This window comes from Membranihabitans maritimus, assembly GCF_021729145.1.
GTDB classification, from domain to species: domain Bacteria; phylum Bacteroidota; class Bacteroidia; order Chitinophagales; family Saprospiraceae; genus Membranihabitans; species Membranihabitans maritimus.
The window spans coordinates 204475-219021 of the sequence record NZ_JAJSLW010000009.1 but is presented as its reverse complement, the minus strand read 5'-3'; the positions used below and the strand labels follow the sequence as shown (position 1 = coordinate 219021).

Sequence of the window (14547 nt, the reverse complement as noted above, 5' to 3'; positions counted from 1 at the left end):
ATCCGCTTCAAATATATACGGATTATTACTATTTTTTATTTTTTTTATACAAGGTTTTATAAGGTTTAATAGTTATTAAAGAGTAGAAATTTTAATTTATCATTTATAAATTGCTAAAACAAAAACAATTACATGCGACAACTTTTACTTTTACTTTTTATTGTGGGGGTCGCAGTAACGGAAGGACAGGCACAGTGTAAAATTCAAAGGAATATACCTATTCCAGACAATGGAACCGTCCAAAATATTAAAATTGAAGCCAATTCCTCAAACATTTCCGGGGAATTACTCTGTGGTGTAAGGATTCATTTTGACCATGAATTTGTAGGGGATTTAAATATTGTAGTAATTAGTCCCACTGGAAAAAGGCTCAATCTTCTCCAAAGTTCAAACAATTCCTCCAAAACAGATAATAGTTCCTGGGACATAACTTTTGTACGGGATGAAGGCCAGACTTCCCCCGATGATTTTAAAAAACCCCTGTGGAGCGATAATATCTGGACAACCAATACCCAATATACCGGATCGTACCTGCCTGCAGACCCCAATGGATTTGAGTTCTTTGACTCCGAGGCATCCATCGGGACATGGAACGTCAATATACGCGACGACTCGGAAGGGGGAACCGGAACTTTTTATTCGGTAGAACTCGTATTCTGCTCCCCTACACAATTTTGCCGCCCCTGCAACGAATCCAGGAATCTCATGGCCAATCAAAACCTGGGTAGTTTCTGTGGAGGAGACCAGGCCCTGGAAAGTATATCCCCGCAAACCAATGGGGGAAATATAACCCCTGGATTTACTACTACATATGTAGCTGTTAATGGGAACAGGATAGTGGCTCTGGGCCAACCAATCGACCTTTCCAACCAAAACAAAGGGGACTACAGGATATTTACCATACAACACCGTCCTGAGAATCTGGATGTTCTTCAGTCTGCTCCCAACCTGGATGCCCTCAGGAATTTATTCCACAGTAATAGTTCCCAAATATGCGGGGCCGTATCAGGTAACCATGCCAATATCACCATTCTATCCAATCCCAACCCCAGGGAAGTAACCAGAAATATCTACGGGAAGGATTTCTATATTGTCGATGGAACACGGTATACCTCAGACCAAACCATAACCCAAAACCTCACTGATAAAAACGGATGTGATAGCACGGTTTTATTAACTCTTAATTTCACAAACTACACCGTTAGTTTCAATCAAAGCGCACAATATAGCTGCAACACGACCGATATCGACCTTTCCGTGTCCAATAGCGAAGATTTTCCAGTCCATCGTTGGTTTACCAAAAACGGGCTTATTTCCAACCAATCAGATCTCAAATCAAATTCCATTACCGTACAATCGCCGGGAACCTATTCCGTGGTTTTTGAAATAGAAGATTATCTAGATACCGTATCCCATTCCGTAAGCAGCGCCCCGGGAGTCCCCGTATTCAGCCTGGAAAATTCCTATACCCTCTGTAACAATTCTTCGGTACAGGCAGAACTGGGAACGAATTTTACCAATTATATCGTCATTCCTTCTTCGGGCGTAACGGTAGAACAGAATGTAATAACCTTCGAAGAAGCCGGAGATTACCTGATCCAACTCGAGGGCGAGGAGTGCACAATAGAAAAAAACGTCCTGATCATTCCTTCCAACGAATCGAATTCCGTCCAAATTACAGGGGGACAAATCTTGTGTGATGGGACACCTGCATTATTGGAACCCCAATTGGACCAGGACTACGAAACCTACCGATGGATACTGGATGGTGCAGAAATCGCTTCTACTCCTACCCTATCCGTTACGACCCCCGGAACTTACTTTTTCGAAGCTTCTAATGACGGGGCCTGCGGTCAGTCCGGGTCTGTAACCGTAAGAAATGCCTTTGAAACCGTAGGTCTTGATATCGAAGGTATTGATGCGATTAATTGCCGTAATATCGACTCTATGAATTATCTTAAAGCCTTCTATTCCGGTCCTTTTACGGCTACCTGGACTACGCCTGATGGAAGCACCGTAATGGGGGATTCTGTATTAGTAACTGCAGAAGGTAATTATTCAGTAAATATAGCATCAGGGACTTGTGAATACAGCGCTGAAAAAACCGTTTCCAGAATCGAATCTACCGTAGCATTTAATGTTCCGACTTCGGTCGATCTGGTATGCGATCAACCCACTACACCCGTAGAAGCCACTAATTTCAGCAGCACCTATTATTCCATCCGCTGGCGTGGAACAGGATTGACATACGATGAGAATATAGCCCAGGTCAGTGAACCGGGAAATATTCAGGTCATAGTCACCGATAGCAGCAGTTTTTGCGCAGATTCTGCCAATATCACAGTCAACCAAAATCCCAACAAACCGCTGTTTGAAGATCCGGTTATCCCGGCATTCAGGTGTGATAATACCGGGTCCAGCTTATCCTTTACCGCCCAGGTAGAAAATTGCGACAATTGCACGTGGTCAATTGATTCGGATGCAAACATTACCATTGATCCTACCACCGGAAGAGTAACGGCACAAGAACCCGGAAGTTTTGTTTTAACAGCCAAAAATGAACAGGGCTGCCAAAGTATATTGACGCGTGCATTCCCTGACCAAACCAATGCTACTCCACCCAATATTGAAATTCAGCCGATTAGTTGTACAAGTGAAACAGGAAGATTTGAAATAACGAATATTTTCGATGAAGACAACACCTTACATTACGAAATAATACGATTAGAACAAGAGGACGGAACCATAATCAATGAACCCGAATTCGACGGACAATCGTATGAGACCAATACGCCACAAACCCTGTACCTTCTGTACAGGGAAAATTCGACCCAATGTATAGATACAGCAGAAATTGAAATCATTAATTCCGAAAACGGGCCTTCCATTGAATACGATGAAACCCAAATGATTACTTGCGATAACCAACAGGCTACACTTGCACTTCAAAGCGAACAAATAGAATCGGTGGTTTGGCAGCGAAATGGTATTTCCATAGCTCCTACTGGTAAAAGGATCACTGTGGCAGAGCCAGGAAATTATACATTTGTTGCAACTGATACGGAGAATTGTGACATACCGGGTTCCATAGAAGTCATTGATGGCCGCACTACGCCTGAATTACCCCTACAGGAGGAATATACTATTGCCTGTACGGATAGCCTGTATGGTCTGGAATACGACTTGAACCTGGATTTGCGAACGATAAAATGGCAGGGACCCGGAGGATTTACTTCTTCCGATTCTTTTCCGGATTTACCCGGACCGGGACAATATTTTGTAGAATTGGAAAATACAAACGGATGTGTGAATAACCAATCGGTAATGGTTATCCGGGAAACGTTCTCGCGAGAAGTAGAGATTATTGCAGAAACACTTACGTGTGAAATCAATCCGGGAAAGGCCCACCTGGACAGTTATGAAGACATTCAATCCGTAGCCTGGATTGATGAGTCAGGAAACTTATCGACTAGGGATACTTTTGAGTTTTTTAGCACCGGTACCATTTCTGTAGTGATAGAAAATACAAGGGGTTGCCAAAGATCGGAAGAGGTAATGGTTACTGAAGACCTGGAGACCGTAAATACTGCCATCGAACCCGCAGTCATAAATTGTGACCATCCCGAACCCGATCTAACTATCCAAATCAATGGGAACCCACAAAGAAATGTCATCACGGAATGGTACCTTGACAGCCTTTTTCTGGAAGAGTCAACAACCCTTACAGTAATCCAGCCCGCTACATATACAGCCGTCAGTTATTTTGATAATGGATGCCGGGATACATCCAGTTTTGAAGTAACGGCCAATTTTTCCATTCCCATATTGCGATTTCCAAAAGATACGTTGAGTTGTAGAAATTCAAAATTAAAACTGCCGGATTCTGTGGGGACTCAAGCCCTTCGCTCTACTATATGGACCGGCCCGGAAGGGTTTTCATCCGAAGAAGCCCAACCAATATTTACTACGCCGGGGGAATATTTCCTGGACCTCACGGCGAAAAACGGATGCAAGGATACTGCTACCTTCAGGATAGCCGGGGATCTTGAACCACCGGTGTATGATTCCGTAGGATTCTTGTCACTAAGTTGTACAGGCGGTGAAGTTCCCCTATCGTATGTAACAGAAGATTCAGTGGCTGTTAATTTCTGGCAAAACCCAGCCGGGGATAATTTTGAAAGTCCAACTACTACCATCCGGGATTCAGGAAATTACATTTTGTACCTCGAAGGACCCAACGGATGTTTCAAGATTGATACTTTTCCCGTATTCGAAACTATTAAACCTTCTACAACACTGAATGTTGCAGATGCCAATTGTCGCGATAAAACCGGGAATGCTGGAATTTTACTGGATAATCAATTTCTAACTGCAGAATGGCTCAATCCCGTAAGCCAGGAGATTATTGGGGTTGGAGATTCCATAAATAATCTTGAAATTGGGGTGTATGATGTGCGAATCACCAACAGTCTCAATCAATGTGATTCGATATATACCTTTGAAATCCGCGATGCAGCCACCTTGATGGAACTTGAAATAGCCGTAGATGATTCCTTGCGATGTGAAAAAGACAGTACCAATTTACTATCCCAAATTAGCCCCGTCTCAGATCATTACGTCTATAAATGGACGGAAAGCATAAGTGATGAAATTGTCATATCAGACCAACCCCGCGCCAATAACATCCGTCAGGAAGGAATTTACCGTCTGAGAGTAACTGATACCTCCAATTTTTGTACCATTTCATCGGAGTTTATAGTGGAAAAAGCACCAAACCCCTTACAATCATTTGTACTTTCGATCCAGGAACCGGCCTGCGATATTAATAGACCGGGTACCATCATAATTGATTCTATAAGCGGGGCACTGGATAATGATCAGGTAACATATAGTCTGGATCAGGCTGCCTTTAATCCCCTGGATACTTTCAACCTTATTTATGCCAATCAAAATTATGTAATTACAGGACGGGACCAATATGGGTGCGAACTGGATACCTTGATAAACCTGGAATTAAAAGGGATTATGGATAATGCCAATCCCTTACAAGATACATTAGTCAACAGCGGTGATTCTGTCGACTTCAACCAACCCGGATTTAAAATTATCCCTTCCCCCGATATTTTTACTCTAGATTATGAATGGATTTTGAACCCCGATACATTAGGATGCTTTTCGTGCACGGAACCTGAATTAAAGCAATTATTTAACTCAAGAACTGTAATTACTACTATAACAAATGAATATGGATGCTCGATAAGTGACACATTCAATATAAATGTCAGGCAGGCAGACCTATTGGACGTACCGAATGCAATAATTCCGGAAAGTAGTAATAGTGAAAATAGCCATACCTGTATTTATGCCAACCAGTACATAGAAAATGTAGAATCCTTTATAATCTTCGGAAGAAATGGAGATATCGTTTTCAAGCGGGAAAACATCAATCCGCTCAGGCCAATCGGGGACTATTCCAATTGTTGGGACGGGATGATAAATGGAAATCCTTTACCCATGGGAACGTATAATTATTATGTAAAATATTTAACGGTTTATGGAGAGATGAAAGAGAAATACGGGGATATTGTCCTTTTGCGATGACACCTCTTCCGGAGAAGTCACGCCCCATATGCCTCAAAGGTCAAATAATCCATACTCAACGAATATATCAAATTGCGAAAGGACAGATCTGCGCCTATAAGGGACACATCAAGAGTTTTTTCTCCGGAATTGAATACATATATTTACCCCAATAGGATGCTTCGGCATAAGGATAAAAACCTTACAAAATGACATAATTATCCCCATTGGGATCTCTTAGGAAGTCCGTCAATGGGCTTGACCTGGATTTGTTAGCAGACTACAATCTGAAAATATTGTAGTTTTTCGCAGAAACGGAAAGATAATCTGTGCTAATCAGCGTAGATCAGTGGGAAATATTTGTAATCTAATTCGTTTTATCTATTACCTTGATTGCATTGAGGAATCCTTCCAGGGAGTCCGTGGGACCTGCGGGAGAATACACAAAGGGTTGTACAATGGACAACCCGCAATATCCGGGACGCGATTTATTCGTGCATTGGTAGACCTAAAAACCTTACCTTTAACGTGAGCTCGACGAATAATTGTTCTGGCATTAATTTTGCGAAAAAGGCAAAATTTAATGCCAGAAACGATGCTTTTACTTGTTTTTTCACCCTGGGTTTGGCACCCAGAGTTAGGTATATTTCGCTCTTTCAGAGCTCTTATTTTCTCTGTCGAACTCACATTAACTTTTCCACTATAGCCACTTAATGGCACGCCTTTTAACACAGAATTGGTCGTTCCTATTTCTGTCCCGCTATGGACTAGGTATGCGTAAAAAAAACTTGAAAAAAAACGGTGTGCCGTCAGGTACACTTTAGGGCTAACTCCTTTTACCTTCTGTACCCAAAACTATTACTCTGTAAGTCCATACCACATATGCAGGAGCTAATTCGAACGTATTGAGTCCATTCAAGGAACTTCAATATTCAATGCTTCCGGAATCTCTAGTTGACGCTCCAGGAACCATCGTCTCGCTTCACTGGGCGGAATAATTTTAATAGTTACTTTTTTCAATCCCTTTCGCAGCAATTCAAATTCTTCTGCTGCCCGGTAGCTCAAATCAATAAGCCGTGAAGAATGAGCAGGTAATCGATCGTTTATCTTTACAACAACGGTAGATGACGAATTATGATCTTTCACCCATACCCACGTACCAAAATCCAGCGTTTTGTGGGCAGCCATAAATTTTGTTTTATCGTATAGTTCTCCGGATGCTGTGCGCAACCCGTGCAAGCTATTGTGATAATAACTCGCCAGCCCTTCCCATTCCGTATTTTTCTCTTCGATAGGGTCAAGATGTTTTTCCATCGGGTAATCCTCAGATTCCTTATTGGGAAAACACGCTGATATAAGAATGAAAACTATTATATTTAGATTTGTCATTAGTGAGTTCGGTCGTTCCAGTTTCAATTACTACAACCCGTACAAAGATAATAATGTTCAATTACGACAAAAATATTGCTATAAACTTTCCTTCCCCATTCAACAACTGCCATTTTCAATAATATCTATTCTGTCCGCGATAATCTACCTAATCTGCGGGCTATACAGAATCATCCCCGCTTATCATTTTTAAGTCTTAAATCAATTGGGAATTCAATAAACTCAATCTCTTCTATTTTACCAAAGTCTTTATAAAATAGATTCAGGATAATATTTGATTCTAAACCAACAATTGTAGAGGGTACCCGTAAAGCAAACAAATTCTTTTTTTTGACCAGACTTGTAAAAACCTTCGTTGTTCTAGAAACATATGGATATTGATTCCATCTTTCCGGAAAATCTTTTAACTCTTCCATTGTAAAATCATCTGGAAATTGAATCTTCGCAATTAATATTTCTATTGGTAAATAGGTGATGTTTTCGGAATGAACACAATATTCTAACCACGCTAGTGATATATTTTCAGAACCATAAATTGCTTTTGTTCCTACCTGGCTCCATCTACCACCTACCTTTCCATCCCCTATTCCGGAGAGTGTGGCAACTTTATATTTCACATTAACAACCTTGTAGACAATCATTAACTATAAACACAGCAATTTCTACTGAAAAAGAAAAACCTGGTAAGCATCCGTTTTATATCGTTTTTGTTCACCAGGATGCACCTGGTTTTAATGCTCCCAAGCTATGATAAAAGCCCCCTTTGGGGGTCTGATTATGTTAGAAGGACGCGTAAAACAGGATAGACGACCCCGGAGGGTGTCGGATTACCTGATTTTACTATTTGACGTTCAATCCAACCCAAGAATTGGAAAGGATGATTTGAGAAGAATGGGAGCTTATCCGACCTCTCTGAGGTCGAAACAATCGTTTTGACGAATCGCTAATAGAATCCAACCCCGGGGGGCGGGACAGAGCCCTTCGGGATCCTGTCGCAACAAACAAAATAATAACTCGAACAGGCCAAATGGAGTTTTAACGAAGAAAAATTTTCAGTAGAAATTGCTGCCATAAACATTGTACTGAATTCTAATGGCATCGTTTTCAACCATTTCATAAAGTCTTCCTTAGAATCAAAAACCTCATAACCCAACCCAAATAACTTCGCCAATTCGTAAATTCGCTCCGAGGTTTCTTTACCATAGACCGTTTTCTTTTGCATACTACTAATCGATGACGGAATGATATTCTCCAATTCTTTTTCAGTAGACCCCTTATAATGTATTAATTGCTTCCAATCATCTTTTGTCACACCTTCACTGATACGGGCAATTACTTCCATTTTATACCCAGGAGCATCTTTCGTTTGCAAAACAACCCAGAAAGGTGAGAACTTACCAGGAGGACTATCCAGGTTTTCTCCAATTTTAGCACTATCCTCCCTTATTACACCTATTCTTTTTTATGGATTTCCTGATTTAATTTTGACATTCATAATTGTATGTATAGACATACAATATCTTAACAAAAGCATGAGAAATACGGACTAAACTTACATTCCTATCCAGAACCTCCAGGTTGGAATTCCTATAATTTTCGGCACTATTTGATTGGAATTTTATTAACTTCATATAGTGAACCCAGTATTCCTAATATCGGTCGAGAAAACCTTTGGTCTTCCGTATCATCGCCGGAAAGAAAATGTTAAAATCTCGGATCAGGTCCATTTTCATATGGAGTAAAACATCAGTAGCTTTATCAAATCCCGTTGGATATTTGGCTCTTTGGTCCAAACGATCAAAAGTGTTCCGAATCCCTTCTATGCTAGTATAGGAATGGAGGAAATTATAACGGGTCATGTTATCAACCCGTCTTGTCAATCGAGCGGGAACCATGTCTTTATAAGATAGAATATGTTCGTAATGTTGATTGCAAAATGAGTCGAAGTCTATTTCGGTATACTCGTCCCATAAATGAAATAATATATAATCATAATATATATCCAATACAACACTGGCGTATTTTCCAAAATATGGATGCAAAGACAACACCCTGTTCCTGTTCGTAAGGTTGTGATCTGTAAAATCATCAATATAACGATGCAATGCTACGCCCTTTTGGAGGTTTTCAGGCCATTTCCTGATTTCATGTATGGTCATCATATCCGTCATAAAATTTCCAAACACAATGGAAGGGTCATTATGGGACAAAAATATGTGAGCCAGATAATTCATTCAAATAATAACATTGGTAATCAAAAATTATAAATCTATATTTGCGCGATAATATAAAACAATATAATTGAATTATGGCATTACAATGCGGCATCGTCGGTCTTCCCAATGTAGGTAAATCTACGCTATTCAATGCTCTTACTGCGGCTAAGGCCTTATCTGCAAACTTTCCGTTTGCCACCAAAGATCCGAATGTTGGGATCATTACGGTTCCCGATCAAAGATTGGACAAACTAAAAGAATTGGTTGCTCCACAAAAAACAATCCCTACCACCGTGGAAGTGGTAGATATTGCCGGATTGATAAAAGGTGCCAGCCAGGGTGAAGGTCTGGGGAACCAATTCCTGGCCAATATCAGGGAAGTAAATGCCATTGTGCACGTTTTACGTTGCTTTAAAAATGATAATATTATCCATGTAGATGGAAGTGTTGATCCTGTACGTGATAAAGAAATTATCGATACTGAATTATTACTAAAAGACATAGAAACGGTTGAAAAACGTCTCGAAAGACTTAAAAAGAATGCCAAAACCGGTCAAAAGGAAGCGGTAAAAGCAGTCGAAACTGCCGAAATCATTCTCCAACACCTGGAAAGCGAAAAACCGGCCCGCGACCTGGAATTATCTGAAGACCAGACGGAATTATTAGAAGAAATGATGTTGTTAACCCGAAAACCCATTTTGTATGTCTGTAATGTCGATGAGAATTCGGTGATCAGTGGCAATGAGTTTACTGAAAAATTCAAGAAAAGTATTGAAGGAGAACAAGCTGAAGTCATTTTGGTTTCAGCGGAGATTGAAGCTGAAATAATTCAACTGGATGAACAGGAAGAGCGAGAAATGTTCCTCGATGAAATGGGACTCAAAGAACCCGGAGTCAATCGATTGACAAGAGCATGCTATAAGCTTCTCGATCTAATAACATATTTCACGGCAGGGGAAAAAGAAGTAAGGGCATGGACCATTCTTAAAGGGATGAAGGCCCCGCAGGCTGCTGGAGTAATTCACACTGACTTTGAAAAAGGTTTTATCCGTGCCGAGGTAATACATTATGATGATTATGTACAGTACGGTTCTGAAGCATCAGTCAAAGAAGCTGGAAAATTACACGTAGAAGGGAAAGAATATGTGGTTCAGGATGGCGATGTAATGCATTTTAGGTTTAATGTGTAATAATCAATTAGCCAATTAGGAATTGGCAAAGGAAGAATAAACAATAATTTAAATAGAAATCGACCAACCTATCTCCGGGCCAACGTAAGGACACATCTTGTTTTAACAATCTAGTGTAGTGTTTCGTAAGTTTTTGTAAATAAAATGATAGCCCTGAAAGGGCGGAATATCTCAATGTAGGGTGTAGCCCTACGGCAGACATGCATATCTTCTTCTAAGCCCTAAAAGGGCGAAAGCCAAGAGATTACACCCCTTCAGGACTCTTGGAACATATCCCACGGAGATGGGCTTCACCCATCGTTTTGTGATTGCGCCACCTTCGGGGCTTCACTATATTTCATTACTTAATTATTTATAATGTTTTATGAAACAGAGCACTAGTGTTATGAATTCTAAATACCTATAACTATTGACGGGATTGTCCCAAAGGGATCACTTTGTGGCTAAGCGGCAAGAGCCCCCGAAAGCATTCGGGGGACGTCGATTGGCACCGTAGTGATGCCTCTGGTATATACGGGGAATGCACGATGGATTTGAGTGAATATATTGTTTTATTTAAATATGTACCCACGACAGATCCCAGGGACGGACACAGCTTGTCCTTGTAGTTCCTGACTCCCAGTGAATAATAGATCATTATCCAATTGTACATTGAAAGATTGGATCATTGGTTCAAAGCTTCTCCCTTTCCAGCGGACAGGTCATACAATGCGAGCCTCCCCTTGCACGTGACAGTTCTCCGGAAGGAAGGGTAATGATCGTTTTTTCAATTATTCGGGGATCCAAACCACCCTTTTTACATCGATATATCAATTCTTCAGCCTTCAGGATTGAATACCCGGCGGCAATTAAAGCTTTTTCAGTCAAAGGATTACGATCGTAAGCAATAGCCACACCCGGTTTAATTGCTACAAGGTTACAACCATCAGTCCATTGTTCCCGCTCCTGATAAGGGCTTTCCCCATTTCCAACAAAAATAAATTGGGTATGGGGATTAATCTCTTTCAAAACGAATTCCTGAACCGAATGATAAATTCTTTCAGCCCCGGATTTATGAAAAACGGTTACATAAGAACTCAGTCCTTCATAAATCAGGGGTTTGTAACTCACCAATACTCCTTCATCGATCCAGGTCATCACCGTGTCTATGTGCATATAAGAACGATCCCTGGGGATATTGACCTGGACAACATGGTCAACCAACTCTTTTTGGAAAATAACATCCTTGAGTTTATTAATTGAATATGCATTGGTCCTTTCACTACATCCAATGAGCAGATATTCCTTGTTAATCATCATAATATCCCCACCCTCAATTGATATACTTTCCCCCATACGTGAAGGTGGGAAGACATCAATATCGTTCATATTGATAATTCTCCCTTCGGCAACCCATTCGACGAAGTCCGGATGGTTATAAAAAATAAATTGCGTAATTAAGTTTTCACGAAATCGGGCCTTTTTGGAAGCCTTGGTGACTATAATGTGATCTTTAACTACCGTAGCAATATCCCGGGTAAAAATAAAATTGGGAATAGGATCAAATAAATACCGTTTTTCCCTTTCGTGGTATCCAGAAATAATAGTTTGGGCAAGGTTTTTGGTATTGAGTTCAGTCAAAAGGGGCTTAAAACTCTGGGGCAATTCTTCAAAAGCAAGTATTTCGGAAATAATCGAAATCCTATGCTCCTCATTATAATCCAAAGCTTCTATAAATAATTGTTCAACATCCAACACAAAGTCCTTGCCCATAAACAATTCCAGTACTTCAGTAAAAATTTTATGTTCATTTAATATCCGGGGATAATCTACTATGTCATCAAATAATAATTCGTCAGACCTTCTTGGGCTCACACGACTAATCCCTATGTCAGGTTTGTGTACAAGAACCTTTTTCAAATTATTAATCTCAGAATCTACAAACATATTTCAATTTGACTTTAAATATAACAATATAAAATTAATTTAACGCAATAAAATAGATTTCAAACAACTATATACTCCATTCATGAACCTATCATACAAATATCATAAACACATAAGGAATCTTGTGCCACTCAATAAATCCAGCAATGAAGATCGAATATCAACTTCTGCCCTGCTTTTGGACGATGCAGCCATCCCTTCTGAGATTGTCTGGTTTTGCTCCCTTACTACTCAATAAATTTATTCGTAAATCCATCTCTTCGCGGTTCCTTTCGTAACCAAAAACCACCATTATTCATCAAATCAGCTTATCCCAGGGTCAGGATAAGGTAATATAACTAAGATAAATCCTGGTTCGGCCATACACTTCTAGAGAATACTATGGTAGTGTTGGTATTGTATTTTATGTTTAAAATCTTTTATAGACGCATTACCAGGAGATACGCTACCGCCTGTATGAATATTAAAAAAAATAGTATTTTCCGGGACCTAAAATGAACTTATAATATGAAAAATTATACTCAAAAATCAATAATACTTCTTACGGTTTTACTTTTGTTCAACTGCAAAACAATAGAGCTATCAAAAGAAAAAGCAGGTCATCTCCAGCCGAATGGAATGGTGGTATCGGCTTGTCCTCATGCTTCACAAATCGGAAAAGAGATCCTTCTAAACGGGGGTAATGCCATTGATGCTGCAGTAGCAGTTCAATTGGCGCTGGCCGTATCCTACCCAAGAGCAGGAAATATCGGAGGTGGTGGATTCGCAGTTATCAGAATGGCTGATGGAACAAAAAAGTCACTTGACTTCCGGGAGAAAGCCTCCCGTCACGCCCACAAAGATTTGTACCTTGATTCCAGGGGTAATGTCATAGACGGACTTAGTCTGGAAGGGCATCTGGCAAGTGGTGTGCCGGGTACCGTAGACGGTATGGTGACCTTACATGAATGGGGCGGCAATCTCCAATGGCAACAAGTGGTTCAACCGGCTATAGATTTGGCAATCAATGGATTTCGCATTAGTGAATTACAGGCCCATACTTTCAATCGGTTTTTAGACGACTTTATACGGGTTAACCGACATGCTGTCCATCTGTCCGAAAAAGACCATTGGGAAGAGGGTGATTCCGTCAAATTTCCACAATTGGCTCTAACATTGAAGCGCATTAGAGACCATAAAAGAGCTGGCTTTTATAAGGGCAAAACTGCTCAATTAATCGTACAGGAAATGGAATCCGGTAGAGGATTAATTGATTATACCGATCTTGATAATTATCATTCTAAATGGAGAGCCCCCCTCCAGGCAAAGTATAAAGATTATAATATAATTTCCATGCCGCCACCCAGCAGTGGTGGAATCGCCCTTATTCAAATGCTCAAAGGACTGGAATCCTATAATATAAGTAGAATGGAACATAATTCGACGGATTATGTACACCTTCTTACAGAAGTTGAAAAAAGAGCGTACGCTGACAGGGCAACATTCCTGGGTGATCCGGATTATGCACCTGTCCCAGTGGACATGTTGGTCAGTGACGATTATTTATCCCGGCGAATGGGTGATATTTCATTGGATACCCCTACTCCATCATCAGAAATTAAAGAAGGAAATGTCGAGATTATAGAATCCGTAGAGACTACCCATTTTTCTATAGTTGATAGCGAAGGTAATGCTATCGCCATCACCACCACCATCAATTCCTACTTTGGATCAAAAGTGTGGGTAGATGGAGCCGGTTTTTTTATGAACAACGAAATGGACGATTTTAGCGCCAAACCGGGTGTCCCCAATCAATTCGGGCTCGTAGGAAACGAAATCAATTCCATTCAGCCTGAAAAAAGGATGTTGAGTTCTATGACACCCACGATATTGGAAAAAAATGGTGACTTATACATGGTAGTAGGTACACCGGGAGGTTCTACGATTATTACATCCGTATTGCAAACGATCCTCAATACAACGGAATTTGGAATGACTATGAAAGAGGCTGTCGATGCCAGAAGATTTCACCATCAATGGTTACCTGATGTTATAATTTCAGAAGACAATTCTTTTTCGGATGAAGTAAAAAAAGAATTGCTCGAAAGGGGATTTGCCATTCAGGAAAGGGGAAATATCGGGATGGTAGATGCCATTTTAATCTGGCCTAACCAATTTCGGGAAGGCGCTGCCGATGATCAAAGAGGTGACAATAGCGCCAACGGATATTAAAAGAATTTACAGACGCGTCTATTAATTATGTCCTT

Annotated in this window: 8 protein-coding genes; 3 read left to right on the top strand and 5 right to left on the bottom strand. The window is 40.4% G+C overall.

Going from position 1 to position 14547, the window contains the following annotated elements:
• Nucleotides 1-132: 132 nt before the first annotated feature.
• Nucleotides 133-5601, top strand: a complete 5469-nt coding sequence (locus tag LVD47_RS12850; RefSeq protein WP_236976790.1) for a proprotein convertase P-domain-containing protein — start codon at nucleotides 133-135, stop codon at nucleotides 5599-5601.
• A gap of 894 nt (nucleotides 5602-6495) precedes the next feature.
• Here the strand turns inward: LVD47_RS12850 and LVD47_RS12845 are convergent.
• The 4 genes from LVD47_RS12845 to LVD47_RS12830 form a co-directional block, all read right to left on the bottom strand.
• Nucleotides 6496-6969 carry a septal ring lytic transglycosylase RlpA family protein gene (locus tag LVD47_RS12845; RefSeq protein WP_236976780.1) on the bottom strand — a complete coding sequence of 158 codons (474 nt, stop codon included), beginning with the start codon at nucleotides 6967-6969 and terminating at the stop codon, nucleotides 6496-6498.
• Between the two features lie 170 nt (nucleotides 6970-7139).
• A complete protein-coding gene (locus LVD47_RS12840) occupies nucleotides 7140-7610 on the bottom strand; it encodes an RES family NAD+ phosphorylase (protein ID WP_255785135.1) in 471 nt (156 codons plus the stop codon).
• A gap of 302 nt (nucleotides 7611-7912) precedes the next feature.
• Entirely contained in the window at nucleotides 7913-8311 is a 399-nt protein-coding gene (locus tag LVD47_RS12835; protein ID WP_236976776.1) for a hypothetical protein, read from the bottom strand.
• A gap of 307 nt (nucleotides 8312-8618) precedes the next feature.
• Nucleotides 8619-9203 (bottom strand): acyl carrier protein phosphodiesterase, encoded by a 585-nt coding sequence (locus LVD47_RS12830; protein WP_236976768.1) that lies wholly within the window; start codon nucleotides 9201-9203, stop codon nucleotides 8619-8621.
• Nucleotides 9204-9277: 74 nt separating this feature from the next.
• Between LVD47_RS12830 and ychF the strand changes: the two genes are divergently transcribed.
• Nucleotides 9278-10375 (top strand): redox-regulated ATPase YchF, encoded by a 1098-nt coding sequence (ychF, locus tag LVD47_RS12825; protein WP_236976766.1) that lies wholly within the window; start codon nucleotides 9278-9280, stop codon nucleotides 10373-10375.
• A 672-nt stretch (nucleotides 10376-11047) separates the two neighbouring features.
• Here ychF and LVD47_RS12820 read toward each other — a convergent pair.
• Nucleotides 11048-12301, bottom strand: a complete 1254-nt coding sequence (locus tag LVD47_RS12820; RefSeq protein WP_236976757.1) for an arginine deiminase family protein — start codon at nucleotides 12299-12301, stop codon at nucleotides 11048-11050.
• Between the two features lie 507 nt (nucleotides 12302-12808).
• On the opposite strand from LVD47_RS12820, the gene ggt reads away from it, so the two are divergent.
• Entirely contained in the window at nucleotides 12809-14512 is a 1704-nt protein-coding gene (ggt, locus tag LVD47_RS12815) for a gamma-glutamyltransferase (protein ID WP_236976746.1), read from the top strand.
• Nucleotides 14513-14547 lie beyond the last annotated feature (35 nt).